This window comes from Bacillus cereus group sp. MYBK220-1 (assembly GCF_051916445.1).
Taxonomy (GTDB): Bacteria; Bacillota; Bacilli; order Bacillales; family Bacillaceae_G; genus Bacillus_A; species Bacillus_A cereus.
Window position 1 is genome coordinate 39,153 of record NZ_JBQAGQ010000008.1, and the last position, 16,611, is coordinate 55,763.

Consider the following 16,611-nt stretch of genomic DNA (forward strand, 5'->3'; position numbering starts at 1 on the left):
TTATTTATTTCCGAGCATATCGGGAAAAGTAAACTTAGTTAATTCAAAATAGGAGCGTTGGTACTATGCAGTGCATTGAAACAAACAACTTACAACAGTTGTTAGAACAAGTAAAACCATATACGAAAAAAGGCAAACTTGCTACTTATATCCCCGAACTAGGAAATGCAAATCCAGACGATTTAGGGATTGCCATTTTCCATAAAGAAACAGAATATATCCATGCAGGCAACTCACAAACACTATTTACTCTTCAAAGTATTTCCAAAGTAATTACACTTGCCCTTGCCCTTTTAGACCGTGGTGAAGAATATGTATTTTCTAAAGTTGGAATGGAACCAACGGGTGACCCATTTAATTCTATTATTAAGTTAGAAACGACAAGTCCGTCCAAACCCCTTAATCCAATGATAAATGCAGGAGCATTAGCTATTACAAGCATGTTAGCAGGAAAAGATAACGAGGAAAAAATGGAACGTATTCTTCACTTTGTACGTGAAATAACAGATAATCCTACTATTAATTATTCCTCTAAAGTTGCCGATTCAGAACTAGAGACAGCTTATCTAAACCGTTCACTTTGTTATTATATGAAACAAAACGGAATTATCGATTGTGATATTGAAGAACTTATGGATTTATATACTCGTCAATGCGCAGTTGAAGTAAACTGCATCGATTTAGCACGTATCGGCTTAATTTTTGCAATGGATGGATATGATCCATATAAAAAGAAACAAATCATCCCTAAACATATTACAAAAATTTGCAAAACATTTATGGTCACATGTGGTATGTATAACGAATCTGGTGAATTTGCAATTCGTGTTGGTATTCCTGCAAAAAGCGGTGTAGCCGGTGGTATTTTTGGCTGCGTAAAAGGAGACATGGGAATCGGTATTTTCGGACCAGCTTTAGATGCAAACGGAAATAGTATTGCTGGTTTTAAAATTCTTGAACTTCTTTCTGCTCAAGAAGGTTGGAGCATTTTTTAATCGCGAGTTATCCTGCTATACTAGCAGGATTTTTTATTTCGCCAAAATCTCAATTTTGTGAGTTATCAATCTTCTTATAAAAACAGTGCTGAAAGTTTCTCTATATCATGCATATTTGTTCCCCCCTCCTGAATAATATAGTACAACCTAGCGCTATATGTGGAGGTGTGAAAGATGAAACTAATATTTCAAATGGGAAAACAACCTGTTCTTGAAAAAACAATCCTTCTTTTTATATTGAGTATTGTAGAAAGCTTGAAGTTAAAAGTTGTTTCACTCGACGAAGCTCACCGATACATATTCAATTTAGAAGTACTTGAATTATTAATGGATCGGAACATCGATGATCAAGTACTTGAACTTATTCATTTCGGGATGGGACTTGAAGACATTTATCACGTGCTTCCTGAAGAACTTGAGCATACGATTGAGGAATTAAAATGGCTTTGCATTCAAGTATTAAGTGAGTACAGTATGCATGAAGAATCGGAACAATTAATTGAAGATATACGGTAAAAAAGCACCTATGTAGGTGCTTTTAATGTTTTTTTAAACTATTTTTATACGCCTCAATATTTACTGGTAGCTCTTCCTCTTCCAAAGTATGTTCATTTACATCTTTATGAATGAACGCACCTTTAGGTGGTTGATGATCATGCCCTTTTTTCTTATGATCAAATGCTTTCCCGCGTCCCATACAAATCCCCCTTTCTTAAAAGAAATCCGTATTAGTATGGAGAAAAGTACGTCGATATATGCAATCCCTTGCTGTATTTCCAAGGAAATACTCGAACCTTGTTTTCTACTCTCCTTACAACAACTGATCAATCCCAATAAGAATTAATAACACTCCTGCGATAACTGTCGCCCACTTTCCTAAGTATTCTGCTAAAAATCGTTTCCCTACATACGCAAAGCCACTAATACAAATAAAACTAAACACCCCTGAAATAGTTGCTGTAAGCCAAAGGTTCAAATTTGTTATCCCAGCATCAAATCCACCTGCAATATTATTAATAGACAACGCAATCCCTAATACAATTGCTTCTGAAAAACTAATTGTTTTAGAACCATCAAAATCTGCTTTTTCTGGATCACGTAAAATTCCCATAAGTACATTACCATCTTTAGAGCCTACGGTATTTCTTTGCCCCAAGAAAGGCTGGCACAAAATAAACACCCCGATTATCCCTAAAACGATTGCTCCAATCAGGTTTGCTGTAAACTCTGAAATAAATAACGCGATCCAGTTCCCAAAAAATCCAGCTAATAAAGTAAATAAAAACCCAAAAAATGCGATGATAAAATTGTTGAACCACGAAATTCTAATTTTACGAATGCCATATGCAATCCCAACACCTGCATTATCTAAATTAGAAGCAATCCCGATTAAAAAAATTGAAAATAGACCTGCCGTACTCATAAATAGCCACCCCTTTTCCTCACTTTTCCATGCATCTTATGAAAATGTTGAGCAACTGTGCCTGTCTGTTTCATATACATGTAATAAATGCTCAACATTTTTTCAACAATAAAAAGGAGTGCCTTCGCTATGCCTAAAGAAAATCCAAATGAGCGGCTTAGTAGATTAATAAAAAAACTTTTAAAAGAACGTGCCTTATCTATGCGCCAACTCGGAATGCTTACAAATATTGATCCCGCAACAATCTCAAGAATTATGAATGGTAAACAACCGCCAAAACAAAAACACCTACAAAAATTCGCAGAATGTCTGCAAGTTCCACCCCAATTGTTATTTGATGAAATGTATCCTGATTCTCCTCACATTAATAAAGAAAAGACGGATATGTACACATCTCTTGATACAATTCAGCAAACTCTGCAATCCTCTAACTTATTCGATTTCGACTACACAACAACCCGCGTAAAACAAGAACTTGAAAACTATGAACGATATGCTCAAACAACAGAAGGTGAAAAGCGCATTCATGAAAGTTTCGCGAGCAAGTTAGAACAAATTGATAGTGCTGGCCCTTTCATTGAACAATTAACAGATATGTATCAACAATTTTGCAATGAAACGATTCCAAAAGAAGAGCGTGCAGTTCTTGGTGGCGCATTACTGTATTTCATTTTATCGACAGATATTATTCCCGACTATCTCTTTCCAATTGGCTATTTAGATGATGCGATTGCTGTTGAATTAGCAAAAGAGAAATTAATGGAACTAAAACGAAAGACATAGAAAAATAAAGAACTATTTCAGTTGTTTCTATTTAACTCTGAAATAGTTCACTAAAAAATCGTACAAGTATACATACCTGTACGATTTCAACATACTAATCTATTTTTTCATATGACACCATTCATATATAAATGCTGTTATTACTTTTGTAAATTCAATTAACTGCTCTACTTCTACTTTCTCATTTATTGAATGAGCTTCCTCTAATGTGCCTGGTCCGTAAATAACAGCCGGAATATGAAATTCACTAAACCAACCACCATCCGTTACCGTTGCAGACATATCTAAAATTGCGTTTTTAGAAAGAATTGATTCATGTACTGAGCTAAGCGTTTTTACAGCTGTATGTTCACTATCTATTTCTAAAGAAGGGAAAATTTCGCCACGATCCACAATCATTGATTCTCCGCCCCACTTAAATTGTGGTGGATTTTCACTTAGCCATGGATCGGCAGCTGCTACTTTACCGATATACTCTTCAATTTCTTTTATTATTTGTTCATGTGTTTCATTCGGATAAAAGTGCACTGTTATCCATAACCGGCACTCATCCGCAATAAAAGCTGCATGTCTTCCACCCTCAATAACAGCTGGATTAATTGTTGTTGTTCCAGACGGATAGCCTTCATATGTTTTCATAACTGCCCAATGACGCTCTAATTCTTGTAAACTTTGCACAATTTTCATCATTTTTTCAATTGCACTCGCTCCAAATAAACGTCCTCCAGCATGAATCATTTGCCTACGCGTTGCATCATGAAACGTTTGAGGGCTTTTCACAGTAATCCAGCCAGTAATTACGCCGCCCTGTCCTTGCATATGTAAATTACTCGTATCCACTACGACTGCAAAATCAGCATCATAACCTCTTTTGCAGCATTGAAGTGTACCAGCTTCTCCAACTTCTTCTCCAATTACGGATTGAAAGATTAAATCTCCAGGTAATTCAATACCAGCTTCTTGTAATAGCTGAATAGCAAATAGCGCTCCAGCTAGTCCCCCTTTCATATCAGCTGCACCACGTCCAACTAACCAACCATCTTTTATAAATGGCTCAAACGGATTTGTTTCCCACGCCTCATCTGCCGATACTTCAGCTACATCCATATGTCCATTAATAATAAGACTTTTATATGAGTCACTTTTTGCCCCTTTTTTCACACCAACAACGTTCGGATCATTAGGATATACATCCCATTTATCAACACTAAAATTTTGTTCTCTTAGAAACTCTGCAACAAATTGTTGTGCCTCATTTGTATTTCTCGCCGGCGGTGCTGGTGTTTCAAAACGAATTAAATTCTTTGTAAGCTCTAGTAACTCATCTTTTCGTAAATCAATCTGCTCTAATAGCTGTGAAACTTTTTTATTCATCGCTAATTCCCCTTTACATACGTAGTATGTTTCCAACTTTATTTTCACAAAAAAAGAGACTGTTTACAAATCTTACAGTCTCCAAATTAATTCATATTAGAAGCTCTCTACTTCCGTCGTATTTGTCTTTTCAATATGTTCTACTTTACGTGCCTTATTTCTTGTCGCACGGTAAAACAGTAAACAAACAATCATAAATGGAATTCCGCAATACAATGCCATTCTTTGCTCTGGAATAAAGGCCATACCAATAATTACTGTTACATTTAATACTAGTGCAAGCAGTGGTACGAATGGATACAGAGGTGTTTTAAATTTCAATTCTTTCACATCCCCGCCCTGCTTTATGTATGACCTCCTAGCTAATAAGTTAGATAGAGCAATAGATGCCCAAACTAATATCGCCCCGAACCCAGCAATAGAAAGTAGCCATAAATAAACTGTATCTTCCGCATAAATACCTGATAGTAATGAAAGGCAACCTACAATTGTACTTACAATCAATGCATAAATAGGAACACCGTTTTTAGATAACTTACCAAAAATCGGACTAATCATTCCTTGATTAGACATAGACCATAGCATACGAGAAGTTGCATATAATCCTGAATTCGCAACGGATAGAACCGCTGTAATGATAACAAAATTTATAATATCTGCTGCATAAGGAATACCAATTTTATCAAATACAACTACAAATGGACTTTCTATTACTCCTGCTTGTTGCCAAGGGAATAGTCCAGCAAGAATAAAAATAGATAGTACAAAGAAAACAAGTATACGCCAAACTGTATTGTTAATTGCCTTCGGGATTGTTTTCTCTGGATTTTCACTCTCACCTGCTGCAATACCGACTAGTTCCGTTCCTTGGAAAGAAAAATTAACTGCAATCATCGTAATTAAAATAGCTGATAATCCATTTGGGAACAATCCACCATAATCAGTAAAACTAGAGAACATCGGTGCTGGTTCATTTCCTTTCATATCTAGAAAACCAAACATTGCTGCCCCGCCCAAAATAATAAATGCAATAATCGTAATTACTTTAATACTTGCAAACCAAAATTCAACTTCCGCAAAACTTCTTGAAGATAACGCATTAATAGCAAAGAGGAGTAACGCAAACACTACGCACCAAATCCATGAAGGTACATCTGGAAACCATCGCTTCATTAAAATACTAACTGCAATTAGTTCAATCCCTATCGTAGCTGACCAGTTTAACCATGACATCCATCCAACTACATAACCCGCTGCAGGGGAAATATGCTTCGTAGCATACGTTTGATAAGATCCTGCGTCAGGCATTGCAACAGCTAACTCTCCAAGACAGAGCATCGTTAAATACATAACAAATCCTCCAACAAGATATGCTACAATCGCTCCTCCAGGCCCAGCTTCATGAATTGTATACCCAGATCCTAAAAAAAGACCGGTACCAATAACGCCTCCAAGTGCAATCATAAATATGTGCCTGCTTTTCAATTCTCTTTTTAATCCTTGATTTTGATTCATCATATAAATCCCCCCTTTTCACTTTGTAAACCCATTTAATGTAAGCGTTTTTAAAATTATTCACCGTAAAAATAATGATTTAAAAGAGCAAAAATACACGTCACTTACATTAATCACTGCCTGTTACTAAAAGGTCATCCCTTACTGTTATTAATAACTTTTGATCAGCAATAGCTTGTCCTTCTACTACTTCTAATGATTCAATATAACCACTGATCCCTATCTTAATTTCTACTTTCTGTTTATCTATTGTTTCAATTAATGCTAATTTCTCCCACTCATATACGTAAGAACTTTCCGTAACAAATAACTTCTCTACTTTCCCGTAACAAGGACTATACACGCATTCTATAACCGTCTTCACTTTATACACTCCTCCTTCTTATTAGTTGGTACTGAAACGTTGCATATCCCTCCTTTAGATATATCAATTATTATTTATGCAAAATGCGTACCAATCTCCAATTCCTATTTAAAATGAAGGTTTCTCAAAAAAAAAACTTCATAACCGCAAAATTTTTCTATCATTTCAGAGATTTTAAAAGGAAAATAGCAAAAAATTTTTGCGATTTTATAAGAATTTTAATAAAATTATAAAAAGTCAGTCTTCATAGGGTGGAATGAGGAGAAGATAATCTATGCGTACAGAAGAAATTAATTTAAAACAGATCATTGAAATGAATATGCTATATGAAACTTTACTCAATGAACTCGACATCGGAATTCATATTATTAATGAGGAAAGTAAGACGATTATCTATAACCGCAAAATGATGGAAATTGAATCAATGGAGCGCTCAGATGTGCTATATAAAAGTCCTTTAGAAGTATTCGCATTTGAGGAAAATAAAAATAGTACTCTTATAGAGGCATTAAAATTTGGAAAAACAAAGAAAAATATAAAACAAACGTATTTTAACAATAAAGGACAAGAAATTACAACGATTAACGATACTTTCCCTATAATAGAAAATGGAAAAATTAAAGGCGCTATTGAAATATCAAAAGAAATTAGTAACTTAAAGCAAACGATAAAAATAGGTCCTTCTCGAAAACAAAGCACTAAATTTACCTTTGATCACATAATTGGTGATTCTGAAGCCATTCAATCAATCATTACAGAAGGAAAAAGAGTAATTCGTACATCTTCCTCCATACTTCTAGTAGGAGAAACAGGCACTGGTAAAGAACTATTTGCACAAAGCATCCATAATGAAAGTCAGCGTTCAACAAAACCCTTTATTTCACAAAACTGTGCCGCTATACCTGATACCTTAATGGAAAGCCTACTATTTGGCACAAATCGAGGTGCCTTTACAGGAGCAATAGATAAATCAGGCTTATTCGAAGAAGCAAACGGAGGAACTTTGTTATTAGATGAAATCAATTCATTAAGCCCAATACTTCAAGCTAAGTTGCTGCGGGCTATACAAGAAAAAACAATACGAAGAATCGGAGGTACACACGAAAAAGAAATTGATGTTCGCATTATAGCAACTATCAATGAAGATCCCTTTGAAGCCATCGCACATAATCGATTAAGAGAAGACTTATATTACCGATTAAGCGTCGTTACTTTATGTCTTCCGCCTTTACGTGAAAGAAAAGAAGATATTCCAGCTCTTGTTCAGCACTTTATTGAAAAATATAATACTCAATTCGGGCTCAACGTAACCGATGTAGATGTAAATGTAAGAGAATTTTTCTATGCATACGATTGGCCTGGAAACGTACGGGAGTTGGAACATATAATTGAAGGTTCCATGAACTTGATAGAAGATGAAACCATCATTACAGCGTTTCATCTTCCTACTCGCTTTCGCGAACGAATAAAAACAGAATTCAATATGCAACATGCACTAACTACTCACAATACTGATGCACCTAAAACTTTAAAACACACAATAGAAAAAATGGAAAAGAACTACATTAACCAAATTCTTAAAGAGAATCATGGCAACATCTCACAAGCTGCAAAATTTTTAGGATTAAGTAGGCAAAACTTACAATATCGAATTAAAAAACTGCATTTACACATATGAAATAAACATGTCTCCAAGTGTAAAAATAAATTGGTAAAATATGTTATAATAAACATATAACATGCTAGAAAGGGGCTATATATATGAGTAATGATAAAAAATTAAAGTTATTACAATACTTATACTTTTTCCCCGCCATGCTCTGTATGATGTTATTCATTAATACCGATGTAAGCAGCTCTCCTTATGCAAAGCTATTAGGAACAATTTTTGGCTCCTTTGCAGCTATTATGCTTGCTGCTTTTTGGAATTTGAAGATACGTATAAAAAACGAAAAATCTTCTTAATACTAAAAAAATCGAGCTACTTAGCCCGATTTTTTTATTTGCCATTAAAACTCAACATTCTCTAAATACAACCCACTTGCCTCAGCAAGACAATTAATTTGATTGCGCTGCTTTTCCTCTAAAATGTTTGGAATTGCTTCAACATCTAATTGTCCTAATCCAACTTCAATTAATGCCCCGACAATTTTTCTTACCATATTATGAAGGAAGCCGTTACCACTTACTCTAATTTGTACAAACCCTGCCTCTTCCATCACATCAAGTGTATATACTTCTCGAACCATGGATTTTTTCTTTGATTTCGCATTTGAAAAAGCAGTAAAGTCATGTGAACCAACTAAATGTTTTGCAGCTGCTTTCATGCTTTTCACATTTAATTTTTTATTCACATGCATGCTGTATTTACGCATAAATGGATTTGTATGCTCTTCATTCCAAATTTTATACAGATATGTTTTTGCTTTAGAATTGTAACGAGCATGGAAACGATCATGTACTTCTTCCACATTCGTAATGCTAATATCGTTAGGTAAATATTGATTTAAATATTTTTTCACTTTATGTTCCACTAACTTCTCATCACTTTGAAAGTTAGCAACTTGATTCAAAGCATGTACACCAGCGTCTGTTCTACTACAACCGATAATTTCAATTTCTTTTCCGACCATTTCAGATATGACACTTTCGATTTTTCCTTGAATTGTATTATCGTTATTACCGAGACGTTGCCATCCTTTAAAACGTGCGCCGTCGTACTGAATCGTTAATTTATAATTATGCATAATATTCTCCTTCATAGAAAATATTCCCTCATACCATGAGGGAATATTAATAAACTTTACTTTCTAACAAGCTTCACTACATTCTCAACATGCGCAGTATGCGGGAACATATCAACTGGTTGCACATACTCCACTTCATAGCTCTTCATTAATGCTTGTACATCACGTGCTAATGAAGAAGGATTACAAGACACGTACACAACTTGTTTCGGCTTCACTTTTAAAATTGTTTCCAGTAATTTATCATCGCAACCTGTACGTGGTGGGTCGACAACAATTACATCTGGACGCCATCCTTCTTTTACCCATTTCGGTAACCATTGTTCAGCTTTACCTGCTTCATATTTCGTATTTGTAAATCCGTGACGCTTTGCATTTTTTCTTGCATCTGCAATTGCTTCTGGAATTACATCCATACCACGTACTTCCGCTGCATCATTTGCAAGCCAAAGACCGATTGTACCAACACCACAGTACGCATCCACAATCTTCTCGTTTCCTGTTAACGCAGCTGCTTTTTTCGCTTCATTATACAAAACAACTGTTTGCTCTGGATTCAACTGGAAGAATGCACGTGCTGATAATTCAAATGATAAATCGCCAAGTGTTTCTTGAATGACTTCTTTTCCAGCTAATTTAAATGTTTTGTCGCCAAAAATAACAGATGTTTTACGCCAGTTTACATTTTGCATAATTGATTTAACCGCTGGCATCTGTTTTTGTACTTCTTCAATAAATTGTTCTTTATTTGGTAATTCTTCTTTTGTTGTAATAAGTGTAACTTGTACTTCCCCTGTTTGAACTGCAGTACGTGTTACAATTGTGCGTACTAAACCTTTTTGTTTTTTCTCATTGTAAATAGAAACATTTAATTTTTCTAAAATACGTCTTACAACTTTTGTCGCTTCATTCGTTGCTTTATGTTGAATCATACAGTGAGCGATATCAATTAACTGATGTGAGTTTTGTTTATATAGCCCTGTAATAACCTTTTCGTCTTTACGCCCCACTTGTAATTGACTCTTATTACGATAATGCCATGGATTTTCCATGCCAAGCGTTGGGCGAATTTTCTCTTCCATACTATTTTTCATGTACTTCTCAAATGCTTGTACAACGATATCACGCTTTTGATTCAATTGTTCTTTATAATCTAAATGTTGCAGCTGACAACCACCACACTCCTCATATACTGGACACGGTGCTTTCACACGATGCGGTGAAGCTTTACGAACTTTTTTCACTTTCGCTTCAGCGAAGCCACGCTGAATTTTCGTTGTTTCTGCAACAACTTCTTCTCCTGGTAATGCCCCTGGAATAAAAACAACTTGTCTCTTAAAATAACCAACGCCTTCTCCGTTAATCCCAAGACGTTTAATTGTCACAGGAAACGTTTGACCAACTTCCAACTTACTCTCATGTTGCTTTTGTATCATTATTACACCTCTACTCTATACTTTTCCATAAATATAACGCTGCATAACTGCAGTACGGTTCACACTCTTGTTTCACTTTTTCTAAAAATGCATCATCAGGTTTATCATCTAATTGAAATATACCTTGCACTGCACGCTGAATCCCAATGTCCGCTTTCGGGAACATATTTTTCCGTCCAAGCCCAAACATTAAAAAGTTTTGCACTGTCCATGCACCAATTCCCCTAATTGGCAACAATTGTGCTGAAATGTCTTCTTCCGTCCCATTTTCTATACTCGCTAAATTTAATGTACCACTGACAATACTTCGACCTAATCCTACTATATATTCAGCCTTTCGCTGACTAAACTTCTGCTCTCTCAATTCTTCTATTGAAATATTTGCTACTATTTCCGGAGTGGGGAAAAAGAATACACCGTTCTTCTCTGTTCCATACCGTTTCACAAATTGTTCTGTTAACACAGTAGCAAATTTCAAATTTATTTGTTGGTGAATGATACAGCGAAGCAGACAAGCAAAATAATCAAATTCTAAAATAATTGGAGTATAAGCATATGTTTCAAATAGTGGACGTAATGATGTGTTTAAAAAATGATTTTGTATATCTTGAAACGGTTCATTCCAATGAAAAATGGCCCTCATTCGTTTCATGACTTTCTCTGGATCTCCTGTCTGACTAGAAATCCAAAACTGTGGATTTTGAACAGTACCAATCCCTTGTAAGCGAACAACAACCTGTTCCTCGTCTATACAAAGCGGGATATAAATAACTTTCTCATCTAATTGAATGACGTTAAGAGGATCAAAAGATAAACGTTTTAATACTTCTTCAAAATGATACGGATACTCTAACGTAACATGTTCGCTCCACATACGTTTCCCCATCCTTTTTACACATCATTATAGCATGAGAAAACCGTAAGCATACATGCTTACGGTTGATTGCCTTTTACTAAGTCATCTAGACTTTTAAAATGATACCCTTTCTCGCGCAAATCATCAATGATTTTCGCAAGTGCTTCTGCATTATCTTTTGATATTGCATGAAGTAATAAAATAGATCCTGGATGAATCATCGTCATTACATTATTATGCGCATATTGCCATCCTCTTTGCTGATCCACTTTCCAATCCAAAAATGCAAGTGACCAAAATACATTATAATAGCCCATTTCTTTCGTAAGAGCTAACGTTCTTTCACTAAATACACCGCGCGGAGGACGTACATATTTCACTTCTTTTTGCCCAGTTACTTTTTTAATTTCTTCCGTTACACTCGTTAATTCTTCACGAAGTTTCTCATCATTTACCGCTGTAAAATCAGGATGACTCCAAGAATGGTTTCCAATAATATGTCCTTCATCCTTCATTCTTAACAATAAATCTTTTTGCGTTTTAATGTAATGCCCCGTTACAAAGAAAGTTGCTGGTACTTTTTTCTCTTTTAATACATCTAATATTTTCCCTGTGTATCCATTCTCATATCCATTATCAAATGTTAAATAAATATCTTTTTTCTTCGTATCTCCTAAATAAAACCCGCCATTTTTTTGTAATAAATCTGTATATAACTTTCCTGCATCTGGTACTGTTTCATTTTTAGGACGCGGGATTCCCCAGTTATGTGGAGTATTTGTATAAGCCAGTGCTGAAACTGGAACAAGTGCCATCATAATTGAAAAAATGAGACCGATATATAACCATTTATATTTCATAAATAGTCTCCTTTCCATATATAATCGTACTTGTAGTTTCTGTTGCTACGCATTCTTTCATGCTGAACATGTTTTTCTATATATACCAAAAAAATGCATCTCGAATCATTCGAGATGCATTTTTTATTTACTTAAATACTGGCTCTTTAAAGCTAGCTAATTTTTCAAGTGATGTTTTATCAACATCTGCATGTAAGCTATTACCATGAGAGTCCATCGTTACAACTGCTTTAAACCCGTCGATACGTAAATGCCACATTGCTTCTGGAATACCAAATTGTAAGAAATCAACATCTTTCACTTCTTTAATACATTCAGCATAATATTGCGCTGCACCACCGATTGCGTTTAAATATACACCGCCGTGTTCTTCTAAAGCCGCTAATGTTTTCGCACCCATACCGCCTTTTCCAATGACAGCGCGAATACCGAATTTCTTCATAATATCGCCTTGGTACGGTTCTTCACGAATACTTGTCGTTGGACCTGCCGCTTTAATTTGCCAATTGTCATTTTCATCTTTCACAACAACTGGACCACAGTGGTAAATAATTTGTCCATTTAAATCTACTGGACAATCATTATCCATTAAATGCTTATGGATTGCGTCACGACCTGTATACATCATGCCATTAATTGTTACAACATCACCAACGCGAAGTTCACGAATTTGCTCTTCTGTAATTGGTGCTTGTAATACAATCTCACGTTGCTCTGTTTTTTCTTGTACTTCATGCTGAAGTGTATCTTCACCTTCTTGATATAGCCAATCCATAATGTCTCCTGTTTCAGGATGGATTTTCACACCAAGGCGACGATATGCCCAGCAATTATACGCAACAGATACATAGAAACTAGCTGGCAAACGATTATAGACGCCAATTTTACAACCAAGTAAAGTTGTTTCTCCGCCAAATCCCATCGTACCAATGCCCAGCTTATTCGCATTTTCTAATACGTACTCTTCAAGATGTTGTAACTCTGGTACTGGATTGACATCATCTAATGTACGGAATAATTGATTTTTTGCTAATTCATAACCTGATGTGCGGTCTCCCCCGATACCAACACCAATTACACCAGCGCTACATCCTTGCCCTTGTGCTTGATATACTGCATGAAGAAGGCATTTACGAATCCCTTCTAAATCACGGCCAGCTCGTCCAAGTCCTTCTAGTTCACATGGTAAGCTATATTGAATATTTTTATTCTCACAGCCACCACCTTTTAGGATTAAACGTGCATCAATATAATCTTTTTCCCATTGTTCAAACTTAATCACCGGTGTACCTGGTCCTAAATTATTTCCACTATTATCTCCAAAAAGAGAATCAACAGAATTGGGACGAAGTTTACCATCTTTTGTCGCCCGCTCAAGCGCATTATAGATAGCTTCCTTCAACTTTAATTGATTCACACCAACTGGTGTATAAATTTTAAACGTTGGCATCCCTGTATCTTGGCAAATCGGCGAGATGTTATCATCAGCCATTTTAATATTATTTGTAATTGTGCCAAGTGCCATCGCAGAACGAGTCCCTGCATTTTCTCGCTCTTTCGCTTGTTGAATCGCACGACGAACATCTTTCGGTAAGTTCGTTGACGTTTCAACAATTAGTTGATACATGCTTTCTTGAAGCTTTTCCATTGTTACTTCCCCCTCAATTGTGAACGCTACCAAAACGTTATGAGCTGAAAATTCAATTGTTATGCTCTTTAGCTATTTATTTGTTTCACGCTATTAGAGCATAAATGAAATTTTTCACAACTTGATTATACCTCTTTTTCTATCGTCCTTCTATTACCCGAACAGAAAAAGGCTACCAAATTGGAATTGGTAGCCTTTTTAATATATTATTCGTCTTTTTTAAATTGCTCACATTTTAATTCTAATTCATCTAACATTGCAAGAAGACGATCTACATCTTCTAATTCTACTTCTTCAGGTTCAATTGTATCAATTACTTCAATGAACATATTTAAACGTTCTTTTAAATATACTAATTGTGTATCTTTATCTTGAATTGCTTTTCCCATGAAGGCACTCTCCTTTTAATTCGAGTTGCTTTTATTATACCGCAAAAACGATTGCTATGGGCATGAAATTTCATCAATTTTGTCACAGTCATCCACTATAATGTAAGCCCTCTCTCTTTCCATGCTAAAAAGTTTCACTTTATAAAAAGCACATATTCTTCTATTATAGAGAATGGACAAATTGTTATTTCAATAGTCAAAGGAGTATTTCATATGACGATATCACAAAAAATGAAGCCGATTACTCCTTCTTACGATCCATGGGAAGCGTATATGGACCTTGAAGAGTACGGCAAACTACTATTAACAAATGTTGAATTTACAACGACGACGTTATGCAACATGCGCTGTGAGCATTGCGCTGTTGGTTACACGTTACAGCCGAAAGACCCAAATCCGCTTCCGATGGATCTTTTATTAAAACGATTAGATGAGATTCCTCATTTACGTTCTTTAAGTATTACTGGCGGCGAACCTATGCTTTCAAAAAAATCCGTCGACAACTATGTAACACCACTCTTAAAATATGCCCATGAACGAGGCGTTCGCACTCAAATCAACTCTAACTTAACTATAGATTTAGCACGTTACGAACAGATTATTCCTTATTTAGACGTATTGCATATCTCTCATAACTGGGGAACAATTGATGACTTCGTTGAAGGCGGATTTGCAATGATGGAGCGTAAGCCTACTTACGAACAACGTGCAAAATTATTCGAAAGAATGATTACAAATAGTAAGGCTCTATCAGATGCAGGTGTACTTGTATCGGCCGAAACAATGCTAAACAAAAGAACTCTACCACATATTGAACATATTCACCGCCAAATCGTCGAAGAGATGGGCTGTAAACGTCATGAAGTTCATCCAATGTATCCAAGTGACTTCGCGAGTAATCTAGAGATTTTAACAAAAGCTGAAATTCGTGATGCGATTGAACATTTACTAGAAATTCGCGATGAAAATGTATGGATGCTATTTGGAACTTTACCTTTCTATGCTTGTAGCGATGACGAAAAAGACATAGCTACATTTAAAAAATTGCAAGAGAGCAAAAATGTAACTGTTCGTAACGATCCAGATGGTCGTTCACGCTTAAATGTAAATATTTTTGATGGTAATATTATCGTTACTGATTTTGGTGATGTTCCACTTCTAGGAAACATACAAACAAACACATTACAAGAAGCGTATGAAAAATGGAGCGCTTCAAAAACAGCAAAATCATTAAGCTGTCACTGTCCTGCAGTAAAATGTCTTGGACCAAATGTTCTTGTAAAAAACAGCTACTATCCGACAGAAGATTTCTTATCAAAAACAGCAAACATTACATTATAAAAAAAACGTCAGCTTATAAGCTGACGTTTTTTTTGTTATTGCGAGTGAGAAGAAGAAATAAATTTAAAAAACAAATGATCATGAATTGGAATTGCCGCTCCAATTCCTTGAGAAGTAATATTTTTCACAACAAGTCTTTTTTGATTTCCCTTTAATACAAGATACACTTCTCCAAATGTTACTTTTCCCTTTTCATTTACTGCTGGTGTATAAGCGTATAAATATCCGAGTTGACTCGGACTAATATTATACACACGCTCATGTCCAGTACCATAACCAATAGTTGTTTTAAACGAAAGGGGCAATTGTACTTTTTCAAGCGCTTTGAGAAGCATCATTTTTTTCACATCTGCAGCATCTTTCATATCTGCTGTTAAATCGCCTTCAACCGTCTTTTGTGTTTCTTGCTTATAGCGAAGTGGATACAAACGGTCTCCTCCGCGATTATCATACACATTTCGATTCACTTGTTTATATTCCCAATTAATCGATGTGTCTACTGATTCATAATGTAAAGCCCATTGACCTAAATAAATTTTTGCCCGATACCCTACTGCAAGCGGAGCATTTGAAATTGTCGTTTCATTAAACATCCGAATTAAGTCTGGATTTTCAATTTTAATATTAGCCGTTTTCAATAGCTCTTGAGCAAATTTACTTGGTTGTAAACGTGGCAAATCTTGCGCATCATTTGGAAATGTATTGTCTTTTGAAATATTTAAAACAGATGAAGGCATTTTTGTTCCTACTGTTGTCTTTGCAAAACTCATGTTAGGAAATAATAAAATAAACGAGACCATAGTTGAAAGACATATGCTGTATACTCGTTTCACCTGTCTGGCTCCTTCCTATGTAGGTATATATACTACTTCGTTTATTG

General features: G+C 35.5%; 18 protein-coding genes. 6 read left to right on the top strand and 12 right to left on the bottom strand.

Features of this window, described 5'->3' with window-relative positions; all coding sequences use genetic code 11:
* The first annotated feature begins 65 nt into the window (after positions 1–65).
* Both glsA and ACTFRU_RS24220 read left to right on the top strand, forming a co-directional pair.
* Positions 66–995 (top strand): glutaminase A, encoded by a 930-nt coding sequence (gene glsA / locus ACTFRU_RS24215; protein ID WP_001149850.1) that lies wholly within the window; start codon positions 66–68, stop codon positions 993–995.
* A gap of 174 nt (positions 996–1,169) precedes the next feature.
* On the top strand, positions 1,170–1,511 hold the full coding sequence (locus tag ACTFRU_RS24220; RefSeq protein ID WP_000766604.1) for a DUF3969 family protein: 342 nt from the start codon (positions 1,170–1,172) through the stop codon (positions 1,509–1,511).
* Positions 1,512–1,533: 22 nt separating this feature from the next.
* Here the strand turns inward: ACTFRU_RS24220 and ACTFRU_RS24225 are convergent, their stop codons facing one another.
* Positions 1,534–1,692, bottom strand: coding sequence for a hypothetical protein (locus tag ACTFRU_RS24225; RefSeq protein ID WP_000532409.1), 159 nt, complete (start codon positions 1,690–1,692; stop codon positions 1,534–1,536).
* A gap of 114 nt (positions 1,693–1,806) precedes the next feature.
* Entirely contained in the window at positions 1,807–2,418 is a 612-nt protein-coding gene (gene ytaF, locus ACTFRU_RS24230) for a sporulation membrane protein YtaF (RefSeq protein WP_000100724.1), read from the bottom strand.
* 129 nt (positions 2,419–2,547) lie between these two features.
* Here ytaF and ACTFRU_RS24235 point away from each other — a divergent pair, with 129 nt between their 5' ends.
* Positions 2,548–3,201, top strand: coding sequence for a helix-turn-helix domain-containing protein (locus ACTFRU_RS24235; protein ID WP_001123718.1), 654 nt, complete (start codon positions 2,548–2,550; stop codon positions 3,199–3,201).
* A 99-nt stretch (positions 3,202–3,300) separates the two neighbouring features.
* Here ACTFRU_RS24235 and ACTFRU_RS24240 read toward each other — a convergent pair whose 3' ends face one another.
* The 3 genes from ACTFRU_RS24240 to ACTFRU_RS24250 all read right to left on the bottom strand — a co-directional run bounded on the left by ACTFRU_RS24240 (position 3,301) and on the right by ACTFRU_RS24250 (position 6,454).
* On the bottom strand, positions 3,301–4,623 hold the full coding sequence (locus ACTFRU_RS24240; protein WP_100617805.1) for an acetylornithine deacetylase: 1,323 nt from the start codon (positions 4,621–4,623) through the stop codon (positions 3,301–3,303).
* Positions 4,624–4,671: 48 nt separating this feature from the next.
* Positions 4,672–6,093, bottom strand: a complete 1,422-nt coding sequence (locus ACTFRU_RS24245) for an amino acid permease (RefSeq protein ID WP_000981860.1) — start codon at positions 6,091–6,093, stop codon at positions 4,672–4,674.
* A 106-nt stretch (positions 6,094–6,199) separates the two neighbouring features.
* Complete coding sequence (locus tag ACTFRU_RS24250; protein ID WP_000859480.1) at positions 6,200–6,454, bottom strand: biotin/lipoyl-containing protein; 255 nt, start codon at positions 6,452–6,454, stop codon at positions 6,200–6,202.
* Between the two features lie 274 nt (positions 6,455–6,728).
* Between ACTFRU_RS24250 and ACTFRU_RS24255 the strand changes: the two genes are divergently transcribed.
* Together ACTFRU_RS24255 and ACTFRU_RS24260 are read left to right on the top strand one after the other, a co-directional pair.
* Positions 6,729–8,132 carry a sigma-54 interaction domain-containing protein gene (locus ACTFRU_RS24255; protein ID WP_001258445.1) on the top strand — a complete coding sequence of 468 codons (1,404 nt, stop codon included), beginning with the start codon at positions 6,729–6,731 and terminating at the stop codon, positions 8,130–8,132.
* An 83-nt stretch (positions 8,133–8,215) separates the two neighbouring features.
* Positions 8,216–8,419 (top strand): hypothetical protein, encoded by a 204-nt coding sequence (locus tag ACTFRU_RS24260; protein ID WP_440037937.1) that lies wholly within the window; start codon positions 8,216–8,218, stop codon positions 8,417–8,419.
* Between the two features lie 44 nt (positions 8,420–8,463).
* Here ACTFRU_RS24260 and truA read toward each other — a convergent pair whose 3' ends face one another.
* From truA to ACTFRU_RS24290, 6 genes are all read right to left on the bottom strand, one after another.
* On the bottom strand, positions 8,464–9,201 hold the full coding sequence (truA, locus tag ACTFRU_RS24265) for a tRNA pseudouridine(38-40) synthase TruA (protein WP_000553119.1): 738 nt from the start codon (positions 9,199–9,201) through the stop codon (positions 8,464–8,466).
* 56 nt (positions 9,202–9,257) lie between these two features.
* The gene (rlmD, locus tag ACTFRU_RS24270) at positions 9,258–10,637 is read right to left on the bottom strand and encodes a 23S rRNA (uracil(1939)-C(5))-methyltransferase RlmD (protein WP_440037938.1); all 1,380 of its coding nucleotides are present in this window, start codon (positions 10,635–10,637) and stop codon (positions 9,258–9,260) included.
* Between the two features lie 10 nt (positions 10,638–10,647).
* On the bottom strand, positions 10,648–11,511 hold the full coding sequence (locus tag ACTFRU_RS24275) for a DNA-3-methyladenine glycosylase family protein (RefSeq protein WP_000269422.1): 864 nt from the start codon (positions 11,509–11,511) through the stop codon (positions 10,648–10,650).
* Between the two features lie 59 nt (positions 11,512–11,570).
* On the bottom strand, positions 11,571–12,353 hold the full coding sequence (gene pdaA / locus ACTFRU_RS24280; protein ID WP_000875956.1) for a delta-lactam-biosynthetic de-N-acetylase: 783 nt from the start codon (positions 12,351–12,353) through the stop codon (positions 11,571–11,573).
* A gap of 127 nt (positions 12,354–12,480) precedes the next feature.
* Entirely contained in the window at positions 12,481–14,001 is a 1,521-nt protein-coding gene (fumA, locus tag ACTFRU_RS24285; RefSeq protein ID WP_000413523.1) for a class I fumarate hydratase, read from the bottom strand.
* A 206-nt stretch (positions 14,002–14,207) separates the two neighbouring features.
* Positions 14,208–14,390, bottom strand: coding sequence for an SE1561 family protein (locus tag ACTFRU_RS24290; protein ID WP_000513558.1), 183 nt, complete (start codon positions 14,388–14,390; stop codon positions 14,208–14,210).
* A 213-nt stretch (positions 14,391–14,603) separates the two neighbouring features.
* Between ACTFRU_RS24290 and yfkAB the strand changes: the two genes are divergently transcribed.
* Positions 14,604–15,731, top strand: coding sequence for a radical SAM/CxCxxxxC motif protein YfkAB (yfkAB, locus tag ACTFRU_RS24295; protein ID WP_016125372.1), 1,128 nt, complete (start codon positions 14,604–14,606; stop codon positions 15,729–15,731).
* Between the two features lie 35 nt (positions 15,732–15,766).
* On the opposite strand, the gene ACTFRU_RS24300 is transcribed toward yfkAB, so the two are convergent.
* Entirely contained in the window at positions 15,767–16,564 is a 798-nt protein-coding gene (locus ACTFRU_RS24300; protein WP_002083605.1) for a YfkD famly protein, read from the bottom strand.
* Between the last annotated feature and the right edge of the window lie 47 nt (positions 16,565–16,611).

Excerpts from the sequence above, each read along its gene's own strand:
- fumA (WP_000413523.1), bottom strand. The coding sequence starts at position 14,001 with ATGGAAAAGCTTCAAGAAAGCATGTATCAACTAATTGTTGAAACGTCA.
- glsA (WP_001149850.1), top strand. The coding sequence starts at position 66 with ATGCAGTGCATTGAAACAAACAACTTACAACAGTTGTTAGAACAAGTA.
- pdaA (WP_000875956.1), bottom strand. The coding sequence starts at position 12,353 with ATGAAATATAAATGGTTATATATCGGTCTCATTTTTTCAATTATGATG.
- ACTFRU_RS24225 (WP_000532409.1), bottom strand. The coding sequence starts at position 1,692 with ATGGGACGCGGGAAAGCATTTGATCATAAGAAAAAAGGGCATGATCAT.
- yfkAB (WP_016125372.1), top strand. The coding sequence starts at position 14,604 with ATGACGATATCACAAAAAATGAAGCCGATTACTCCTTCTTACGATCCA.
- ACTFRU_RS24245 (WP_000981860.1), bottom strand. The coding sequence starts at position 6,093 with ATGATGAATCAAAATCAAGGATTAAAAAGAGAATTGAAAAGCAGGCAC.
- rlmD (WP_440037938.1), bottom strand. The coding sequence starts at position 10,637 with ATGATACAAAAGCAACATGAGAGTAAGTTGGAAGTTGGTCAAACGTTT.
- ACTFRU_RS24255 (WP_001258445.1), top strand. The coding sequence starts at position 6,729 with ATGCGTACAGAAGAAATTAATTTAAAACAGATCATTGAAATGAATATG.
- ACTFRU_RS24290 (WP_000513558.1), bottom strand. The coding sequence starts at position 14,390 with ATGGGAAAAGCAATTCAAGATAAAGATACACAATTAGTATATTTAAAA.
- ACTFRU_RS24220 (WP_000766604.1), top strand. The coding sequence starts at position 1,170 with ATGAAACTAATATTTCAAATGGGAAAACAACCTGTTCTTGAAAAAACA.
- ACTFRU_RS24275 (WP_000269422.1), bottom strand. The coding sequence starts at position 11,511 with ATGTGGAGCGAACATGTTACGTTAGAGTATCCGTATCATTTTGAAGAA.
- ytaF (WP_000100724.1), bottom strand. The coding sequence starts at position 2,418 with ATGAGTACGGCAGGTCTATTTTCAATTTTTTTAATCGGGATTGCTTCT.
- ACTFRU_RS24235 (WP_001123718.1), top strand. The coding sequence starts at position 2,548 with ATGCCTAAAGAAAATCCAAATGAGCGGCTTAGTAGATTAATAAAAAAA.
- ACTFRU_RS24260 (WP_440037937.1), top strand. The coding sequence starts at position 8,216 with ATGAGTAATGATAAAAAATTAAAGTTATTACAATACTTATACTTTTTC.
- truA (WP_000553119.1), bottom strand. The coding sequence starts at position 9,201 with ATGCATAATTATAAATTAACGATTCAGTACGACGGCGCACGTTTTAAA.